The 18,751-nt window shown below is 65.2% G+C and carries 14 protein-coding genes; 6 read left to right on the plus strand and 8 right to left on the minus strand.

The window, feature by feature from the left end:
- Positions 1 to 6: 6 nt before the first annotated feature.
- A complete protein-coding gene (locus V0R59_RS17475; protein ID WP_330074662.1) occupies positions 7 to 1,596 on the minus strand; it encodes a sensor domain-containing diguanylate cyclase in 1,590 nt (529 codons plus the stop codon).
- Between the two features lie 305 nt (positions 1,597 to 1,901).
- On the opposite strand from V0R59_RS17475, the gene V0R59_RS17480 reads away from it, so the two are divergent.
- Positions 1,902 to 4,493 carry a sensor domain-containing protein gene (locus V0R59_RS17480; protein ID WP_330074663.1) on the plus strand — a complete coding sequence of 864 codons (2,592 nt, stop codon included), beginning with the start codon at positions 1,902 to 1,904 and terminating at the stop codon, positions 4,491 to 4,493.
- Between the two features lie 111 nt (positions 4,494 to 4,604).
- Here the strand turns inward: V0R59_RS17480 and V0R59_RS17485 are convergent, their stop codons facing one another.
- Positions 4,605 to 5,336: a GntR family transcriptional regulator gene (locus V0R59_RS17485; RefSeq protein WP_330074664.1), complete on the minus strand. Its 732-nt coding sequence runs from the start codon at positions 5,334 to 5,336 to the stop codon at positions 4,605 to 4,607.
- 114 nt (positions 5,337 to 5,450) lie between these two features.
- Here V0R59_RS17485 and V0R59_RS17490 point away from each other — a divergent pair, with 114 nt between their 5' ends.
- Both V0R59_RS17490 and dctA read left to right on the plus strand, forming a co-directional pair.
- The gene (locus V0R59_RS17490) at positions 5,451 to 6,809 is read left to right on the plus strand and encodes a class-II fumarase/aspartase family protein (RefSeq protein ID WP_330074728.1); all 1,359 of its coding nucleotides are present in this window, start codon (positions 5,451 to 5,453) and stop codon (positions 6,807 to 6,809) included.
- Positions 6,810 to 6,887: 78 nt separating this feature from the next.
- A complete protein-coding gene (dctA, locus tag V0R59_RS17495; protein WP_330074665.1) occupies positions 6,888 to 8,189 on the plus strand; it encodes a C4-dicarboxylate transporter DctA in 1,302 nt (433 codons plus the stop codon).
- Positions 8,190 to 8,309: 120 nt separating this feature from the next.
- Here the strand turns inward: dctA and V0R59_RS17500 are convergent, their stop codons facing one another.
- The 4 genes from V0R59_RS17500 to V0R59_RS17515 all read right to left on the minus strand — a co-directional run bounded on the left by V0R59_RS17500 (position 8,310) and on the right by V0R59_RS17515 (position 12,914).
- On the minus strand, positions 8,310 to 9,554 hold the full coding sequence (locus V0R59_RS17500; RefSeq protein ID WP_330074666.1) for an OprD family porin: 1,245 nt from the start codon (positions 9,552 to 9,554) through the stop codon (positions 8,310 to 8,312).
- Between the two features lie 20 nt (positions 9,555 to 9,574).
- Entirely contained in the window at positions 9,575 to 11,233 is a 1,659-nt protein-coding gene (locus V0R59_RS17505) for a cation acetate symporter (protein ID WP_330074667.1), read from the minus strand.
- On the minus strand, positions 11,230 to 11,556 hold the full coding sequence (locus V0R59_RS17510; RefSeq protein WP_330074668.1) for a DUF485 domain-containing protein: 327 nt from the start codon (positions 11,554 to 11,556) through the stop codon (positions 11,230 to 11,232). Before V0R59_RS17510 ends, V0R59_RS17505 begins: the two co-directional genes overlap by 4 nt.
- Positions 11,557 to 11,999: 443 nt before the next feature.
- Positions 12,000 to 12,914 (minus strand): LysR family transcriptional regulator, encoded by a 915-nt coding sequence (locus V0R59_RS17515; protein WP_330074669.1) that lies wholly within the window; start codon positions 12,912 to 12,914, stop codon positions 12,000 to 12,002.
- A 129-nt stretch (positions 12,915 to 13,043) separates the two neighbouring features.
- Between V0R59_RS17515 and lysA the strand changes: the two genes are divergently transcribed.
- On the plus strand, positions 13,044 to 14,261 hold the full coding sequence (lysA, locus tag V0R59_RS17520; RefSeq protein ID WP_330074670.1) for a diaminopimelate decarboxylase: 1,218 nt from the start codon (positions 13,044 to 13,046) through the stop codon (positions 14,259 to 14,261).
- 363 nt (positions 14,262 to 14,624) lie between these two features.
- Here lysA and V0R59_RS17525 read toward each other — a convergent pair whose 3' ends face one another.
- Both V0R59_RS17525 and V0R59_RS17530 read right to left on the minus strand, forming a co-directional pair.
- Entirely contained in the window at positions 14,625 to 15,143 is a 519-nt protein-coding gene (locus V0R59_RS17525; RefSeq protein WP_330074671.1) for a cysteine hydrolase family protein, read from the minus strand.
- A 198-nt stretch (positions 15,144 to 15,341) separates the two neighbouring features.
- Positions 15,342 to 16,211, minus strand: coding sequence for a LysR substrate-binding domain-containing protein (locus V0R59_RS17530; RefSeq protein WP_330074672.1), 870 nt, complete (start codon positions 16,209 to 16,211; stop codon positions 15,342 to 15,344).
- Between the two features lie 130 nt (positions 16,212 to 16,341).
- On the opposite strand from V0R59_RS17530, the gene V0R59_RS17535 reads away from it, so the two are divergent.
- Both V0R59_RS17535 and V0R59_RS17540 read left to right on the plus strand, forming a co-directional pair.
- The gene (locus V0R59_RS17535) at positions 16,342 to 16,974 is read left to right on the plus strand and encodes a DUF998 domain-containing protein (RefSeq protein ID WP_330074673.1); all 633 of its coding nucleotides are present in this window, start codon (positions 16,342 to 16,344) and stop codon (positions 16,972 to 16,974) included.
- Positions 16,975 to 17,046: 72 nt separating this feature from the next.
- Positions 17,047 to 18,195, plus strand: coding sequence for a DUF1624 domain-containing protein (locus tag V0R59_RS17540; RefSeq protein ID WP_330074674.1), 1,149 nt, complete (start codon positions 17,047 to 17,049; stop codon positions 18,193 to 18,195).
- The last annotated feature ends 556 nt before the right edge of the window (positions 18,196 to 18,751 follow it).

Below are 18,751 nucleotides of genomic sequence, written 5' to 3' on the forward strand. Positions count from 1 at the left end.
TGCTGGTCAGGCCCCGGCTTCGGTCACGGCCTCCAGCGCCACGCTCACCCGGTTCCGTCCCTGTTGCTTGGCCAGGTACAACTGCTCATCCGCCACTTCGAATACCTTCGCTGCATTCTCCGAATGCAGCGGCCAGGCCGCCACTCCCATGGACACGGTCAGGTGCCCGACGGTCTCGAAGCGGGTGTCCTCCACCACCGCGCGCAAGCGCTCCGCGACCCGCGCCGCCGCGGTCGGGCTGGCACCCGGCAGGAGCATGAAGAACTCCTCGCCGCCGGACCGGCAGATCACGTCGTTGTCTCGCGAACAGCTGCGCATCAGCTCGGCCAGCGCCTGCAGCACCTCGTCGCCGACCGCATGCCCGTGGGTATCGTTGACCTGCTTGAAATGGTCGATATCGATGGCCACCACCGCGAACGCGCGCTTTTCCGCTTGCCACAGGGTCACCGCCAGGTCCAGGCCGCGGCGGTTGCGCAGACCGGTGAGGGGGTCGGTCTGGATGTCGTGGTTGAGCTTGCCCAGGCGCTCGTGCAGCAGGTTGAGGCCGATCAGCAAGGCGCGCTTGAGCTCCGAGGATTCGAAGTACCAGGACCGCACCTTCTCGATCTGCACGCTGGTTTCCGGCTCGCTGATCTTGTGCGCGCCGGCCGCCAGTTGCTTGAGCGGCTGGGCGATGATCCGCGAGAACCACCAGATCAGGATGAAGCTGGCGATGGCCAGCGGGATGGTCTTGAAGATCACGTTGAGCAGCAACTGGTTGAGCCCTTCCAGGGTCGACCCGGTGGAGCGCTGGGCAACGATGCCCCAGTGCGCCGAGGGCACCGTGGCGAAGCCGGCGAGCATGTCCTGGCCTTCGCTGTTGGTCACCCGCTGGGTGCCGTTGTCCCGGCTGGGAAGATTGTCGATCAGGCTGTTGGCGCCGACGATGGTGCCGACCCGGTCGGCGTTCGGGTGATAGAGCAGGCGGCGGTTGGCATCCACCACGTAGAGGTAGGAACCGTTCTTGTAGTAGTGCTCGCCGAGCAGCTCGTTGAGGATGCTCTTGTGCTTGAGGTAGATGCTCCCGCCAATCAGCCCGAGGTAGTTGCCGCCGCGGTCGAACACCGGTTGCGAAATGAAGATGATCAGGTTGTTCGCCGCCGACATGTAGGGGCTGGAGATCATCGGCTTGCGCTCGCGCAGGGCGGCCAGGGCGCCTTCCGATTCCAGGGTCTTGCCGATGATCTGCAGGGTGTCGGGGGAGGTGGTCAGGACCTTGCCGCGGGCATCGGTGATGACGATGGAATTGAAGGTGTTGGTCTGCAGGCGCAGGCGCGTGGCTTCCTTGTGCAGTCCGTCGATATCGTCGAAACGGTCGGCCAGCAGATTGGCCGCATAGGCCAGTTGCTGCTGCGAGGCCTGGAGGTAGGTTTCGGTACTGGAGGCCAGCTTCGAGGCATAGGCGTGATTGGCCTCCAGGGCGTTGTCGATCAGCAGCTGGTATTGCACGCGGTAGCTGGCATGGAAGCTGTTGAGCAGGGTGACCAGGGCGGTGACCAGGGTCAGCAGCAGGATCAGGCTGCGCAGGTCCCAGCGGAAGAAAGTCTTGAACGGCACCCGAAGCCCCCTTGCCTCGATCTTGAACTGGCGCACAGCGTGGATGGTGAATAGCCATGCATCGAGTGTGGAAAGCCCGACATACTGCGCCTGCAGCCGGGCATTGTCGCGCCAAGGGTAATGAGACTTTGATCGAATAGCCACAAGCCTCGCCAGGCCATGGATCTGCTCGAAGGGTCGCGTTAATATCACGCTGACATTATTTCGCGTGCCAAGGCGGCCCCGTCCGGTGATCCCGGGCAGTGTCGGGGCACCGGCTTCCAGGTCCACCCGGCCGTGCACAGCCGGAATCTTTTGAGTAGAACATGACGTCTCAGGACAACCGTTCCATCGAATTGTCGCTGGCTCAACTGGCCGCCCTCGACCGGGTGATGGCCATCGCCGAGTTCGCCCCGGATGGCACCCTGCTGCGGGCGAACGAAAATTTCCTGGTGCTGATGGGCTACACGCTGGATCAGCTGCGCGGCCGCCATCACCGAATCCTCTGTCCTGCAGCCTTCGTGCACAGTCCCGACTACGGCGACTTCTGGATGCGCCTGCGCGACGGCAATGCCCGCTCCGGAACCGTCGAGCGTATCCACAGCGACGGCAGCAGCCGCTGGCTGGAGGCGACCTACGCCGCCGTGCACGACGAACAGGGCGAGGTGACGCAGATCCTCAAGATCGCCACCGACATCACCGCGCGCCTGGCCCAGGAGAGCGCCCAGCAGCAACGCCTGCGCGTGCTCTCGCTGGTGGCCGACGCCAGCGACACCGCGGTGATGATCAGCGACGGCCAGCGCCGCATCGCCTACACCAACGCCGGCTTCAGCCGCATGTTCGGCTGGAGCGCCGAGGAAATCCTCGGCCGCAGCCCCATCCCGCTGCTGGCGCCGGACACCGACGAGCAGAGCATCGCCGAGCATTACGCGCAGATGTATGCCGCCGGTTCGATGCAACGGGAAGACATCGTCACTGGCAAGCAGGGCCAGCGCTACTGGGCCAAGGTGGTGAGCAACCCGGTGTTCGACGACGCCGGCCAGTTGCAGCACACCGTGACCCTGTTCACCGACATCACCCAGGCCAAGATGCACGAGGCCTTGCAGCACCGTGTGCTGGAAGCCATGGCTCGCGAGCAGCCGCTGACCGAGGTGCTGGAGCTGATCTGCCTGGAGGTGGAGCGTATCGCCCCGGAGCTGGCCGCCTCGATCCTGCGGGTCGACGATGAAGGCCAGTTGCATTCGCTGGCCGCCCCGAGCCTGCCGGTGGAATACAGCCGCCAGCTCAACGGCGTGCGCATCGGCCCCACGGTGGGCTCCTGCGGCACCTCGGCCTGGCGCAACGAGTCGGTGCTGGTGGACGACATCAGCACCGACCCGCTGTGGGCCGACTACCAGGGCCTGGCCAGCCAGCTGGGCTTTCGCAGCTGCTGGTCGACGCCGATTCGCAACAGCCAGGGCGCGGCCATCGGTACCTTCGCCTTCTATTTCCGCCAGGCACGCAATGTCGCCTCGGCGCTGTTCCACCAGCGCCTGGTGGACGCCTGCGCGCACCTTTGCGCCCTGGCTCTGGAGCGGGAGAATTCCCGCCAGCGCATTCGCCAGCTGGCGTACTACGACGCCCTGACCGGGCTGCCCAACCGCAGCCTGCTGCAGGCCAAGGCCGACCAGGCGATCGCCAGCGCGGCGCGCAACAACGAGCAGGTGGCGGTGCTGTTCATCGACCTCGACCGCTTCAAGCAGGTCAACGACTCCCTCGGGCACCCGGCCGGCGACGAGTTGCTGCGCCAGGTGGCGGCGCGGATGCGTGGCGAGTTGCGCGCTTCGGATATCGCCGGGCGCCTGTCCGGCGACGAGTTCGTGGTGATCCTGCCGCAGTGCGATGGCGACCATGCCGCCGACGCGGTGGAGCGCATCCAGATCCTGCTCAGCGAGCCCATGTCCATCGCCAGCACCCAGTTCGCCATTTCCGCCAGTGTCGGCGTGGCCATGTACCCGTCCGACGGCTGCGACGTGGAAACCCTGCTGCACCGCGCCGACATGGCCATGTACCAGGCCAAGAACAGTGGACGCGGCTGCTTCAGTTTCTTCAGCAGCGAGATGAACAAGCTTGCCCAGGAACGCCTGGCCCTGGAGAACGCCCTGCGCGAGGCGTTGCAACACGAGCAGTTGCGGCTGCACTACCAGCCGCAGGTGGAAATGAGCACGGGCCGCCTGTACGGCGTCGAGGCCCTGGCGCGCTGGACTCATCCAGTACTGGGCGAGATCTCCCCGGCGCGTTTCATTCCGCTGGCGGAGGAGTGCGGGCTGATCGCCGAGCTGGGTCGCTGGGCCTTGCGCGAGGCGTGCCGGCAGTTGTCCGAATGGCGTGCCCGTGGCCTGGTGGTGCCTGCGGTGGCGGTGAACCTGTCGCCGACCAGTTTCCACAACCTCGACCTGCCGCGGATGATCGCCGACACCCTGCGCCACAACCACCTGGAGCCGGCCGACCTGACCCTGGAGCTGACCGAGAATATCCTGCTGGACACCAACCCCAGCACCATGAAGACCATCGACGAAGTGCACGCCCAGGGTGTGCGCCTGTCCATGGACGACTTCGGCACCGGCTATTCAAGCCTGAGTTACCTGCGTCGCTTGCCGGTTTCGGAGTTGAAACTGGACCGCAGTTTCGTCGCCGACATCGAGCACGACGAGGCCGCGCGTGCCTTGAGCAACGCGATCCTGGGGATTGGCCGCAGCCTGCACCTGACGGTGGTGGCGGAGGGGATCGAGACCGAGAACCAGAGCGTGTGGCTGGAGCAGCAGGGCTATCCGGTGGCCCAGGGCTACCTGTATTCGCCGCCGCTGGCGCCGGAGGCGCTGGCCCAGTGGCTGGAGGAAAGGGTGGTAGCGCTGGCGGAGGCCGAGGTTCCGGGTTGAAGCTGATGGCCTCAGCGCTGGCAAGCCAGCTCCCACAAGGTTCGGCGGTGCACGCAGGTCCCTGTGGGAGCCGGCTTGCCGGCGATAAGGCCGGAACAGTCAGTACAACTCTCAGCCTTTTTCCCGCTTCATCTGCATCACCAACGTGAAGCGATCATCGGGGTGCACGGTCTCCGATACCACCACCAGCCGTCCTTGCTCATCGCGGTAGTGGCGGATGATCTTCAGCCCCGGCTCACCGGCGCGGGCGTCCAGCCTGGCCGCCAGTTCGGCACTTAGCAGCACCGCCCGCACCTGCTGGTCGACCACCTCGATACGGCGGCCGAAATGCCGTTCGATCAGCGCTGCCACCAGCGCGTCCGGGTGCTCCCGGGCCAGCTCGATCACGTCGGTATAGGCCTCGTCGGCATAGACATCGGTCCAGCACATCGGCGCCCGCCCGCGTTCGTCGTCCACGCGGATGCTGGAAATGCAGAAGTAGTGTCCCCCCGGCTGCAGGCCCAGGCGCTCCGCCTCGGCGATATCGGCAACGAAGTGCCGGACGTCCTGGATCGCACGTTCCTGGGTCTCCGCCAGGTGCACCAGGTCTTCCACCGAGGCCAGCGAATGGCGGTAGCCGCCGCTGGGCGTGGATGCTTCTACCCGCGTGCCGACCCGCTTGCGCCGCGACACCAGCCCGAGGTTCTGCAACTGGGTGATCGCCGCCCTCACGGTATGCCGGCTGACCTCGTACAGGTCGCACAGCTCAAGCTCGGTGGGCAGCAATGAGCCCACCGGATAACCGCCACTGGCGATCTTGTCTTTCAAATCCCTGGCTACCAGCGCGTAGCGAGCCTCGTTCATGCCGTCCGTCAGTCCCGAAATACAGAATGGATTGACAGTGTATCAGTCTCGGCGTATTCATATGTCCGTACATTTTAATATGTACGTACATAATAAGCCATTCAGGATCACGCCATATCTACCACTGTCTTTGACTCCGCCCTGTTCCGCGATATGTTCGGCACCGCCGAGATGCGTGCGGTGTTCTCCGATAAAGCCCTGATCGAGCGCTATATCGAAGTCGAAATCGCCCTGGCCAAGGCCGAAGCACGCTGTGGCGTGATCCCTGCCGAGGCTGCCGTGCAGATCGCCGAGCTGGCGCGCTTCGAATCCCTCGACCTGGCCCACATGCAGCACGAGACCGAGATCGTCGGCTACCCGATCCTGCCGCTGGTCGAGCAACTGTCGACGCTGTGCGGCGAAGCCGGCCGCTACGTGCACTGGGGCGCCACCACCCAGGACATCATGGACACCGCCGTGGTCCTCCAGGTGCGTGCCGCGCTGGCCATCGTCGAGCGCGATATCCAGGCGGTGCGTAGCCTGCTCGCCGGCCTGGCGGCGCAGTACCGGGATACGCCGATGGCCGGCCGTACCCACCTGCAGCACGCGTTGCCGATCACCTTCGGCTACAAGGTCGCGGTCTGGCTGAGCATGTTCGACCGCCACGCCGAGCGCCTGGTCGAGCTGCGTCCGCGGGTCGAGATCGGCCAGTTCGCCGGTGCCGCCGGCACCCTGGCGTCGCTGGGCGACAAGGGCCTGGAAGTGCAGGAAGCGCTGATGGCCGAACTCGGCCTGGGCGTGCCGCAGGCCACCTGGCACGTGGCCCGTGACGGCCTGGCGGAAACCCTCAACTTCCTCGGCCTGGTCACCGGCTCCCTGGGCAAGGTCGCCCTCGACGTGATGATGATGATGATGACCAGCGAGCTGGGCGAGGTGTACGAGCCCTTCGTCAAGGGCCGCGGCGCCAGCAGCACCATGCCGCAGAAGCGCAACCCGATTTCCTGCGAGCTGATGTATGCCGCTGCCAAGGGGGTGCGCCAGCAGGCCGGGCTGATGCTCGACGCGATGATCCAGGACTTCGAGCGCTCCACCGGTCCGTGGCAGGCCGAGTGGGTGGCGATTCCGGAAGCCTTCGCCCTGTCGGCGGCTTCCCTGGGCCAGGCGAAATTCATGCTCGCCGGCCTGGAGGTGCGCACCGAGCGCATGCGCCAGAACCTCGACATGACCCGCGGCCTGATCGTCGCCGAGGCGGTGATGATGGGCCTGGCCCCGGCCCTCGGCCGCCAGGTCGCCCACGACGTGGTCTACGCCGCCTGCCGCGTGGCCAATGACGACGGCATCAGTCTGCTCGATGCGCTGCTGGTCCGCCCTGAAGTGACCGACCGCCTCGAACGCGCCGAGCTGGAGCGCCTGACCGATCCGGCCAACTACCTCGGCCTGGCCCCGCAGATGGTCGACCGGGCCCTGGCCCGCGAAGGCGCGGTCAAGCGCTGAACCCGTTCGCAGGGGGCGCCGCAGCGGCGCTCCCTGTCTGTCTCGCCACACCGATAAAGACAATAAGAGATCGCGAACATGACTGCTTCCACGAAAAAACCGCTGTACCGCGACCTGACCTTCCAGGTCGTGGCTGCCATGCTCCTGGGCATCGCCTTCGGCTTCATCGCCCCGGAGATCGCCGCCAGCTTCAAGATCCTCGGCGACATCTTCCTCAAGCTGATCAAGACCGCCGTCGCCCCGCTGGTGTTCTTCACCGTGGTCCACGGCATCGCCTCGGCCGGTGACATCAAGCGCGTCGGCAAGGTCGGCTGGCGGGCCCTGGTGTACTTCGAAGTGGTGTCCACCATCGCCCTGGCCATCGGCCTGGTCTGGGGCAACCTGCTGGACATCGGCTCCGGCATGCATGACGCCCACCCCAACAGTGCCACCGCCAGCGCGGCGGCCGCGGCACTGGCCAAGGGGCATGCGCCAGGTTCGACCATGGAGTTCATCTACGGCATCTTCCCGGACAACTTCGTCGGCGCCTTCGCCGGTGGCCAGTTGCTCCAGGTGCTGGTGATCTCGGTGCTGTTCGGCTTCGCTCTGCTGGCGCTGAAGCAGGAACGCCGGGAAGTGGTCGAGGACGGCCTGAACCGCGTCTCCGAATGCTTCTTCGAGTTCATCAACCTGATCATGAAGTTGGCCCCGCTCGGCGCCTTCGGCTCGGTGGCCTACGCGGTGGGCAGCAACGGCACTGCGGTACTGATGTCGCTGGCCAACCTGGTGCTGATGTTCTATGTCGCGGTGGTGCTGTTCATCGCCATCGTCCTTGGTGCGGTGTGCCGGCTGTCGGGCTTCAGCCTGTGGCGCTTCCTCAAGTACATCAAGGACGAGATCTTCATCGTTCTCGGTACCGCCTCGTCGGAAAGCGCGCTGCCACGCCTGCTGCTGAAGCTGGAAAAACTCGGCTGCTCCAAGCAGAGCGTCGGTCTGGTATTGCCTACCGGCTACGCCTTCAACCTCGATGGCACCTCGATCTACATGTCGCTGTGCGTGTTGTTCATCGCCAACGCCTATGGCGTGCCGCTGACCTGGGAGCAGCAACTGGGCATGGTGGCGATCATGCTGGTGACATCGAAGGGTGCGGCGGCGGTGTCCGGCGGCAGCTTCGTGGTGTTCGCCGCCACCGTCACCGCCATCGGCGTGCTGCCGGTGGAAGGCCTGGCGCTGCTGTTCGGCGTGTACCGCTTCATGTCCATGGCGATTGCCACCTGCAACACCATCGGCAACAGCGTCGCCACCGTGGTGGTGGCGAAGTGGGCCGGGGAGTTCTCGGAGCAGACGGCAAAGGAGGAGTATGAGCGGGTGCTGGGGCGCAGGCCTGCCGCAGCACTCTAGATAGTCCGGACATCCCGGACCTTGTGGGAGCGGGTTCACCGGGACGCCGGACCGCCGCGATTGCAATAGTGAATTCAGCACCGCAATCGCGGGTAAACCCGCTCCCACAAGTCGCGTTGATTACCAGAGAGCCAGTGTGTAACTCACGATCAACCGGTTCTCGTCCAGGTCGTTGCCGAAGTGGCTCGAACGCACCGTCGCATTGCGCCACTTCACCCCCAGGTTCTTCAGCGGTCCGTCCTGGATCACATAGCCGATGTCCATGTCCCGCTCCCACTCCTTGCCTTCCGGCCGCCCGGCGCCGAGGTCGACGTTGTCGCCGCGCAGGTAGCGGGTCATGAAGGTCAGCCCGGGGATGCCCACGCTGGCGAAGTTGAAGTCGTAGCGCGCCTGCCACGAGCGTTCGTCCTTGTTGGCGAAGTCGCCGATCTGCACGAAGTTCACCAGCCAGGCATCGGCACCATTGATGTAGGCGAAGCCGGTGTCGCCGCTCATGCGCTGGTAGCCGAGGCCGAAGGCGTGGCCCTTGATGCCGTAGGTGAACATCGCCCCCAGTGCCTTGTTGTCGACATTGCTGCCGCCATCATCCAGCGAGCGGGCCAGGCGCAGGTCGCTCTTCAGCGTCTGCCCGTCGCCCAGTGCCCAGGTGTGGCCGAGGCCGAGCATGTGCTGGCGGTAGAAATGCTCCAGGCCACCGTAGCTGTAGCTGGTGCTCAGGCTGTCGTTCCACTTGTAGCTGAGGTGGCCGAAGTCGAAGCGGTCGCTGCCGGCCTGGCGCACGACGATCTGCTTCGCCGCGCCGGTGGTCAGGCCGATGTCCTCGTAGTCCTGGGAATCACGCTGGTTGACCTGGCGCAACTGGCCGAGGTCGAGGCTCAGGTTGGTGATTTCCTGCACGTTCAACTGGCCGCCCTCGAACACCTGGGGCAGCAGCCGCGAGTCGTTGGGCATCAGTACCGGCAGCTTGGGAATCAGCGTGCCGACCTTGAGCACGCTTTTCGACGCGCGCACCTTGGCCGTCAGGCCGAGGTCGCCGTAGCTGTCCTGCGCGCGTTTCGGCGCTTCGCGGTCGCGCTGCAGCAGGCCGCTGCCAGCGCGGTCGGGGCTGGAGTCGAGCTTGACGCCGAGCAGGCCGATGGCATCCACGCCGAAGCCGAGGGTGCCTTCGGTGAAGCCGGACTCGTAGCGCAGCAGGAAGCCCTGCGCCCATTCGTCGATCTTCGATTGCGCGGCGCCGTCCTGGCGGAAGTCGCGGTTGAAGTAGAAGTTGCGCGATTCGAGGCTGGCCTTGCTGTCGTCGAGGAAGGCGGCCTGGGCCTGGCTGCAGAGCAGGGCGAGGGCAAGCGGGGTAAGGGTGCGATGCATGATGAACTCTCTTGTTCTTGTCAGTGACTGGAGGCAGCAGCGGCGCCGAGGCCGGTCTGGGCGCGGACGAACTGGTCGTCGAAGGCCTCGCGCTCACGGGCGGCGCGGGCGCTGTTGTCGAGCAGCGAGACCACCACCGTGACCAGGAACGCCAGCGGCATGGAGAACAGCGCCGGGTGGTCGTAGGGGTAGAGGGCCTTGGCATTGCCGAGCACCGCCACCCACACCGCCGGCGACAGGATCACCAGCACCAGCGCGCTGACCAGCCCGGCGAAACCGCCGGCCAGGGCGCCGCGGGTGGTCAGGCCTTTCCAGTACATGGCCATGATCAGCACCGGGAAGTTGGTCGAGGCGGCGATGCCGAAGGTCAGGCCGACGAGGAAGGCGATGTTCTGGTGCTCGAACAGGAAGCCGAGGAAGATCGCCACCAGGCCCAGGCCGACGGTGGCGAAGCGGGTCACGCGCATTTCCTGCTGCTGGGTCGCGGTGCCTTTCTTCAGCACGGTGGCGTACAGGTCATGGGAGATCGCCGAGGCGCCGGCCAGGGCCAGGCCGGAGACCACCGCCAGAATCGTGGCGAAGGCCACCGCCGAGAGGAAACCGAGGAACAGGTTGCCGCCCACCGCCTTGGCCAGGTGCATGGCGACCATGTTGCCGCCACCAATGAGTGCCGCCTTCACATCGCCACCGACGAAGAACTGCGGGTCGCTGCCGACGATGACGATGGCCGCATAGCCCAGCACCATCACCACGAGGAAGAAGAAGCCGATGAAACCGGTGGCGTAGAACACCGATTTGCGCGCTTCCTTGGCGTTCGGCACGGTGAAGAAGCGCATGAGGATATGCGGCAGGCCGGCGATGCCGAACACCAGGCCCAGGGACAGCGAAGCGGCATTGATCGGATCGGCGAGCATGGCGCCGGGGCCCATGATGTCGAAGCCGCTGGCATGGGCCTGCACCGCGCGAGCGGCGAGGGTCTCGAAGCTGAAGCCGAACTCGGCCATGGCCAGCAGCGCCAGGGTGCTGCCACCCACCTCCAACAATACGGCCTTGATGATCTGCACCCAGGTGGTGGCGATCATCCCGCCGAAGATCACGTAGACCAGCATCAACACGCCCACCACCATCACCGCAGTGCGGTAGTCGAGGCCGAACAGCAGCTTGATCAACTGGCCGGCGCCGACCATCTGCACCACCAGGTAACAGCACACCACGCTCAGCGAACCGAAGGCGGCGAAGGTGCGGATGCGGGTCTGGTCGAGGCGGTAGGAGACGATGTCGGCGAAGGTGAAGCGCCCGAGGTTGCGCAGGCGCTCGGCCATCAGGAAGGTGATGATCGGCCAGCCGACGAAGAAGGCCACGGTGTAGATGAAACCGTCGTAGCCCTTGGCGAAGACCAGGCTGGACAGGCCCAGCAGGGTCGCCGCGGACATGTAGTCGCCGGCGATCGCCAGGCCGTTCTGGAACCCGCTGATGCCGCCGCCGGCGGTGTAGAAGTCGGAGGTGGTCTGGGTCTGCCGCGCCGCCCACCAGGTGATTGCCAGGGTGGCCAGGACGAACAGCAGGAACATGCCGATGGCATGCAGGTTCACCGGTTGCTTTTCCGCCACGATCGGCGCGGCGAGGGCCAGGCTGGGGGCCAGCAGCAGGGCGGCGAGGCCAGGGAGACGGCGGCTCATTTCAGTTCCTCCAGCAGGTCGGCGCTCAGCGCATCGAAGCGGGTGTTGGCGTTGCGGACGTACCAGCCGGTGAGCAGCCACGACAGCACGATCAGCGCCGCCGCCACCGGGATGCCCAGGGTCAGCTGGCGACCCTCGGCCAGGGGCGCGTGCAGCCAGTGCGGCTGGAAGGCCACCACTGCCATGAACAGGTAATAGGCGCCCAGCACCGCGGCGCTGAGGGACCAGGCCAGGCGCGAACGGCTGCGCACCAGGTCGTGGAATTTCGGATTGGCGCGGATTCGCGCGCAGCGTTGGGCATGGGACAGGTCGGTGTCGCTCATGGGTGGGGCTCCTTGGTTTTTCTTGTGGTTTTCGGGTCCGGCATGGATTTCGGCGTGCAGGGCGCCGTGGCGGCGGGCGGGGCCCGTCACCGGATAAAAGGTGGATGCTCGGTGGTTCAGTCGCGCGGCGGCGACGGATCGGCGGTCGGTGTTCGGAAGAGGAGGCGGGCGCGAGCCTTGGACGGTCGCGCGGACGGACTGCTGGCGGTGAGGACAGGTATCGACATGTTTGGCACCCGGCGGCTGATTGTTAGCTCTTGATGTTTGCCGCGTCCTTGTCGAGGGGAGGCGGCGCAGATGGCTCCGGGGGCTTTATATAACAGTCCTGAGTTTCTATGGAAGTAATACCTGTTTTGTATAGTATTTTTACTATATTAATTCAGTTGATTTTTAGCGTTCATAGTCATTTTCATGCTGCTTAATGGATTAGTTACCAGATCGATTCAGGCGACTTGCGCCAATCGCTCCATCAACGCCTGCGCCTCCTCATGCAACGCACCGCAGAACGCCTCCACGAACACCGAGGATGCCCGGAACTCCGGCCGGATCAACATCACCCGATACGGAATCGACACCTCCAGCCGCCGCACCTGCAACCCGCGCCCGTTCTCCTGCAGGGCACTCAGCGGATTGATGATCGCCACCCCCAGCCCCTCGCGGACCATGGCGCAGACCGACGCGGCATTGGTGGTCTCGATCACCGTGTGCCGTTCCACTCCGGCCTCGCGGAAGTGCTCGTCGAGGCGCTGGCGATAGATATCGCGCCCGGCCAGGTTGATGAAGGCCACGCCCTGGAAATCCGCCACCGCCAGGCGCTCCTGCGCTAGCAATGCATGCCCGTCCGGCAGCACGCAGAGCATGTCGGCGCTGAACAGCGACTCGCCCCGGGTGCCGCGGGGCACCTGCTCGCCCTCGGTCAGCCCCAGGTCATGCCGCTGCGCACTCAGTGATTCCTCCAGCAACGGCGACTCCTGGGCGCTGATGCACAGGCCGATGCCGCTCTGCTGGTGCTGGAAACGCTTGCACACCCGCGGCAGCAGGGTCTGCGAGAACAGCGGCAGGCAGGTCAGGTCGAGCTGGCCGTGCTCGAAACGGCGAATCGACTCCACCAGGCTGTTGATCCGCTCCAGGCCGACGTAGGAGCGCTCGACTTCCTCCAGCAGCATCAATGCCTGGGCGGTGGGCAGCAGGCGGCCGCCCTGGCGATCGAACAGCTTCAGCCCGGTGAGGCTCTCCAGGCGCGCCAGCTCGCGGCTCAGGGTCGGCTGCGAGGTGAACAGCAGGCGTGCCGCGCCGGTAACGCTGCCGGCCAGCATGATGGCGCGGAACACTTCGATATGGCGGACGGAGAGGCTCATGACGGCAGACCAGGTTGGAAAAAGGCCCATATCAAAACTGAATGGACTGACAAAGAATAGATATTTTTCTGAATGATCGCCCTTCGGCATCATGGCGTTCTTCCCTTTTTCCGCAGGACGTTCCCCGCCATGACCACGCCTTCCGCCCTGGCCGCCGCCGCGCAGCAGTTCCCGACGCCGTTCTGGACCTACGACGCCGCCATCATCCGCGAGCGCATCCAGCGCCTGGCCTGCTTCGACGTGGTGCGCTTCGCCCAGAAAGCCTGCTCCAACCTGCATGTCCTGCGCCTGATGCGCGAGCATGGCGTGCGCGTCGACGCAGTCTCCCTCGGCGAGCTGGAGCGCGCGCTGCTGGCCGGCTACAGCCCGGAAGGCGATCCGGCCGGCGTAGTCCTGACCTGCGACCTGCTGGACAAGCCGACCCTGCGCCGCGTGGTGGAGCTCAAGGTCGAGGTCAACTGCGGTTCCATCGACATGCTCCGCCAGTTGGGCGAATCCTCGCCGGGCCATCGCGTGTGGCTGCGGATCAACCCGGGCTTCGGCTACGGCCACAGCCGCAAGACCAACACCGGCGGCGAGAACAGCAAGCACGGCATCTGGCATGACGAAGTGGGTGATGCGCTGGCGGTGATCCGTCAGCACGGCCTGCACCTGGTCGGCATCCACATGCACATCGGTTCGGGCGTGGACTACGGCCACCTGGCCCAGGTCGGCGGCGCGATGGTCGCCACCATCAAGTCGTTGGACCACGATATCGAAGCCTTCTCCATCGGTGGCGGGCTGTCCACGCCATACCGCGAGGGCGACGTGGCGGTGGATGTGCAGCGCTACGCCAGCACCTGGCAGCAGGCCAAGGAAGAGATCGAAGCCTTCCTGGCCCATCCGGTGCGCATGGAGATCGAGCCGGGGCGGTTCCTGGTGGCCGAGTCCGGGCGCCTGGTGACCGAAGTGCGCGCGGTGAAGCGCGCGGGCAGCCGTCAGTTCGTGCTGGTGGACGCCGGTTTCAACGACCTGATGCGTCCGGCCATGTATGGCGCCTATCACCATATGAGCGTGCTCGACGCGGCGGATCGTGCCGAGGTGGAGTGCGTGGTGGGCGGGCCGCTGTGCGAGTCGGGCGACGTCTTCACCCAGGACGACCAGGGCCTGGTCCCGCGCCTGCTGCCGCAGCCGCAGGTCGGTGACCTGCTGGTGATGCACGATACCGGGGCCTATGGCGCGTCGATGTCGTCGAACTACAACAGCCGCCCGCTGCTGGCCGAAGTGCTGCTCGATGGTGACGAGATCAAGCTGATTCGCCGGGCCCAGCCGCTGGCCGACCTGCTGGCGCTGGAGCAGGGGTTGTAATCCGGGCTCTTCATTGCGGTTGATGGAAACCGGCTGCCACAGTTACACCACCGTCCTTGAAGCCGGTGCTATCCCTGTGGGAGTCCACCCAGCCTTTCTGGCCGCGCTGTCGCGCAGAGAACAGTCATTTATCGTGGGAGCGAGCTTTGCTCGCGAAGGGCCGCAAAGCGGCCCCAAAGCCATCCACTTCGGTCTGCCTGGCAAACTGCGGACTCAGTTTTTGCGACGGCTTCGCCGCCGTTCGCGAGCAAGCTCGCTCCCACGGGGGCATTTAAATCAACGGGTTATGGTTTGTTCTATGAGAGCCGGCTTGCCGGCGATGAGGCCATCACTACCGGCACAAGCCCCTGAGTCGGAAGCCGATCAGAACCGCCATTCCCGCGCCTTCACCACCCGGCAGAACGCGCCCGCCAGCGTCGCATTGTGATGGGCAACAATCGCTTCCGCCTTCAGCAGCGGTGTGTCGGAACAGCCATGGCCGTCCTCGACCAGCACCGCATCCAGCCCGAGATCCCGCGCCGCGCGACAAGTGCTGTCGACGCAGTACTGGGTCTTCATCCCGCAGATCACCACGCCCCTGACTTCCGTCTCCTTCAATCGCTCCAGCAAACCGGTGCCGACAAAGGCACTGGGCCGCTGTTTCTCGAAGACCGTCTCGCTGCCGTCCAGCCTCAGTTCGGGTATCAGTTGCGTCAGCGCACTGTCCGGCGCCAGCGGCGAACCGGGCGGGCCGACATGGCGGGCGAGGAACACCGGCGCGCCGGCAGCGTGGGCCTGGTCCAGCAGGGTATTCACCGTGCCCAGCAGTTCATCGCCACGCCACGGCTTGTCCGCGCCATGGAACAGGCCGACCTGCAGATCGAGAATCAAGAGTGCATGCATGGGTGTCGCTCCTTGTGATGAGCCAGCGACACGGCGCCCCGACGAAAAAGGCCCCGTCCATCGCTGGCGGGGCCTTTCGGGGTCTGGCTTTCAGCAGCTCAGCGACACCCGCGTCCCCCGCCGTTGGCGGTGGTCGTGGTGGTGGTCGGGGTGCTGCGGAACAGGTTCATGGGGCTGACAGTAAAGGTACTGGCAGACTCATGGCAAGGCATTTATCTCCTCGAACAGCCAGTCCTGGAACAGCGCCAGCGCCGGGCAAGGATCCCCCGCGCGACTGACCAGAACATAGCGTTCGCTCAAGCACTGTACTTCTGGCCACGGTGCGCGCAGACGACCCGCGTGTAGATCGTCCTCGACATACAGCCGCGGCACCAGGGCCATGCCCATGCCGGCGCGGGCGGCGTCGATCAACAGAGAGAAACGGTCATAGCGCGGGCCACCATCAACGTTCGGCAGGTCGATACCGCTCTGGCGCGCGTACTCGGTCCATTGCTCGCCATCTTCATGCTTGTGCAATAGCGGCATCTCGCCCGGCGGCCGTGCGGCCAGGTCGGGGTGACAGACAGCCAGCAGCGGCGCCTGGAACAACGGCTGCACGCGCAGGCCGCTCCACGTTGGATGTTCGATATTGATCGCCGCGTGCAACGCGCTGTCCGCCAACTCGAACGGCTCGGTGCGCTCGCGCAGATTGACCCGGATCTGCGGGTGGCGCTCATGAAAGCGCGCCATCCGCGGGATCAGCCAGCGACTGGCGAAGGTCGGGATCACGCCGATTTCCAAGGCGGCGTCGCTGCGAGCCTCGGCGATCAACTGGCGGGTCTTGCGCTCGATTATATCGAGGGCCTCGCGCATGTCGGCGGCATAGCGCGCGCCGGGTTCGCTGAGTTCGACGCGGTTGCCGACCCGATGGAACAGGCGCACGCCGAGCTGGCTTTCCAGCTTGGCGATCTGTCGGCTGATGGCGCCTTCGGTGAGAGCCAGTTCCTGCGCCGCGCGGGCGAAGCTCTGGTGCCGGGCAGCGGCTTCGAGGGCGAGCAGGGCAGTGGTGCCGGGGAGACGTCTTGTCACGAAAAGCAATCCTTGCCGAGGGGGCGACAGGATGACGCAGTGGCAAGCTGCCTTGCAAAAAAATCGGTAACGATCGTGGGAAGAGGATCAATAGCATGTCGGCTCGAACAACAACGGAGTGATGAGCCACATGAGGACGATCGATCGGGTGTTGCTGGGGGCCGGGCTGCTGATTCCGTTCTGGCTGTTCTTCGGCGTGCTGCTGACCGCCAGCCGGTTCCCGGGCTATAGCCATGTCGACCTGGCCATGAGTCAGCTGGGGGCGATGGGGGCGCCGACCCATGCCTGGTCGCCATGGCTGAACAACCTGCCGCTGGGCGTGCTGTTCGTGCTCTGCGCCCTGGGGCTGCTGCGGCGTTTTCAGGGTTCGCGGCTGGCGGCGGTGAGTGCGCTGCTGGTGCTGGTGCATGGCCTGGCGAGCATCAGCGCCGGGGTCTTTCCCTGCGACCAGGGTTGTCTGCCGGCGCAGCCGTCGTTGTCGCAGAAGCTGCATAACCTGTCGGGGCTGGTGATGTTCGTTTCGCTGACCCTGGCCAGCGCGTCGTGGATCTTCCTGGGCCGGCGGCTGCTCGGCTCTGTCGGTTTCGCGCGGTTCTCGCTGCTCTGCGTGCTGCTGTCGCTGGCCACGGTCGGCCTGATGGCCGGGGCCATGGAAAGCGGCCATGGCTTCGGGCTGTACCAGCGCCTCAACTATGGCGTGGCGGTGATCTGGCTGGCGCTGCTGGCCTGGCTTGGGCTGCGGGAGTCGGGCGCGGCGGCGTGAGGGTGGCGGCGCCATCGGGCATCGTGCCATCATGTAATAACATTGCACTGATTGAGCGAGTCGTCTTCCCGCATGTCCGCCCCACCTTCCTCCCGTCTCCACTCCATCGACGCCCTGCGCGGGCTGGTCATCCTGTTCATGTTGCTGGACCACGTCCGTGAGACCTTCTACCTGCACATGCAGGTCAGCGATCCGATGGACGTGGCCCAGACCGATCCGGCGCTGTTCTTCAGCCGCACCCTGGCCCACCTGTGTGCGCCGGTGTTCATCCTGCTTACCGGCCTGTCGGCGTTTCTCTATGGCGAGAAGCACGAGGGCAGGGCGGCGGTATCGAGCTTCCTGTTCAAGCGCGGGCTGTTCCTGGTGGTGCTGGAGTTCACCCTGGTGAACTTCGCCTGGACCTTCCAGTTGCCGCCGAGCGTGATCTACCTCCAGGTGATCTGGGCCATCGGCCTGAGCATGCTCGCCCTCGCCGGATTGATCTGGCTGCCGCGGGCGTTGCTGGTGGGTCTTGGTGTGGTGCTGGTAGCGGGGCACAACCTGCTCGATGGCCTGCATTTCCCGCTGGAGTCGGCGCTGCATGTGCCGTGGGCGGTGCTGCATGACCGGGGCTGGATCGAGGTGTCGGAGGGGCTGCGCTTGCGCACCTCGTATCCGCTGCTGCCGTGGATCGGCGTGATTGCGTTGGGGTATGGGATCGGGCCGTGGTTCGCCCGGGGCAGCGATGCCGGGCAGCGGCGTCGGCGGCTGTTGCTGACGGCGGGTTCGCTGCTGGGGCTGTTCTTCGTCCTGCGCCTGCTCAACGGCTATGGCGAGAAACCGTGGATCAGTGGCGACACTGCGCTGCAGACGCTGATGAGCTTCTTCAACATCACCAAGTATCCGCCGTCGTTGCTGTTCCTGGCGTTGACCCTGGGGCTCGGCCTGTTGCTGCTGGTGCGCTTCGAGCGCGGCAATGACGGGCGGGTGGTGCGCTGGCTGGCGGTGTTCGGCGCGGCGCCGATGTTCTTCTACCTGCTGCATCTGTATGTGCTGAAGCTGCTGTATCTGCTGGCAGTGGCGTTGTGGGGCGCCAACCATGGGCAGTATTTCGGCTTCGATTCGGTGGGAGCGGTTTGGCTGGTGGCGGTGTTGCTGGCGCTGGGGTTGTACCTGCCGGTGCGCTGGTTCGCGCGGTTGAAGGCGCGGCGGCGGGATATCGTTTGGTTGAAGTATCTGTAGGCGCATCCAGGGTCTGATACCCATTCGCTGTTGAATGCAAAACCCTGTGGGAGCGGGTTTACCCGCGATCGCGGTGGTGAATTCACTACTGCAATCGCGGGTGAACCCGCTCCCACAGGGTTCGCGTTGCTCCTGAGGCCATCAAAGGTGTCGTATTCAGCTACGAAACTGCCCTTGGTTCCGGCTTTTCTGTAGGCAATTTGCCAATCATACTTCCGCGCCTCATTTGTCGTTGCGCTCCTGGAAAACCGTGCCTGGTTTCCGCCGGTCGCCACACCTTGGCGATCAGGTTTGGTCACCTGTTTTTCGAACTTTTGGAAGCGCAGACGTTGTTTCATGGCGGCTGTGTGCGGGGCGCCCTTGTGCGCGCCGGGTTTCCTAAGTTCCCCGGTTGACCAACCTGCACACAGTCGCCTCCCATCGTTTGGTCACTTTGCTGGCGGCTCAACCTGAGCCTAGGAAATCAGCAATGATGCGCCGGAGATCAGCCAGGCGCTGGTTGAGTCGCTGTTGAAGGGGATCAGACAGTCCCTGGTTTGATATGGGCTGTATCGCG

Source organism: Pseudomonas ulcerans, from assembly GCF_036324125.1.
GTDB classification, from domain to species: domain Bacteria; phylum Pseudomonadota; class Gammaproteobacteria; order Pseudomonadales; family Pseudomonadaceae; genus Aquipseudomonas; species Aquipseudomonas ulcerans.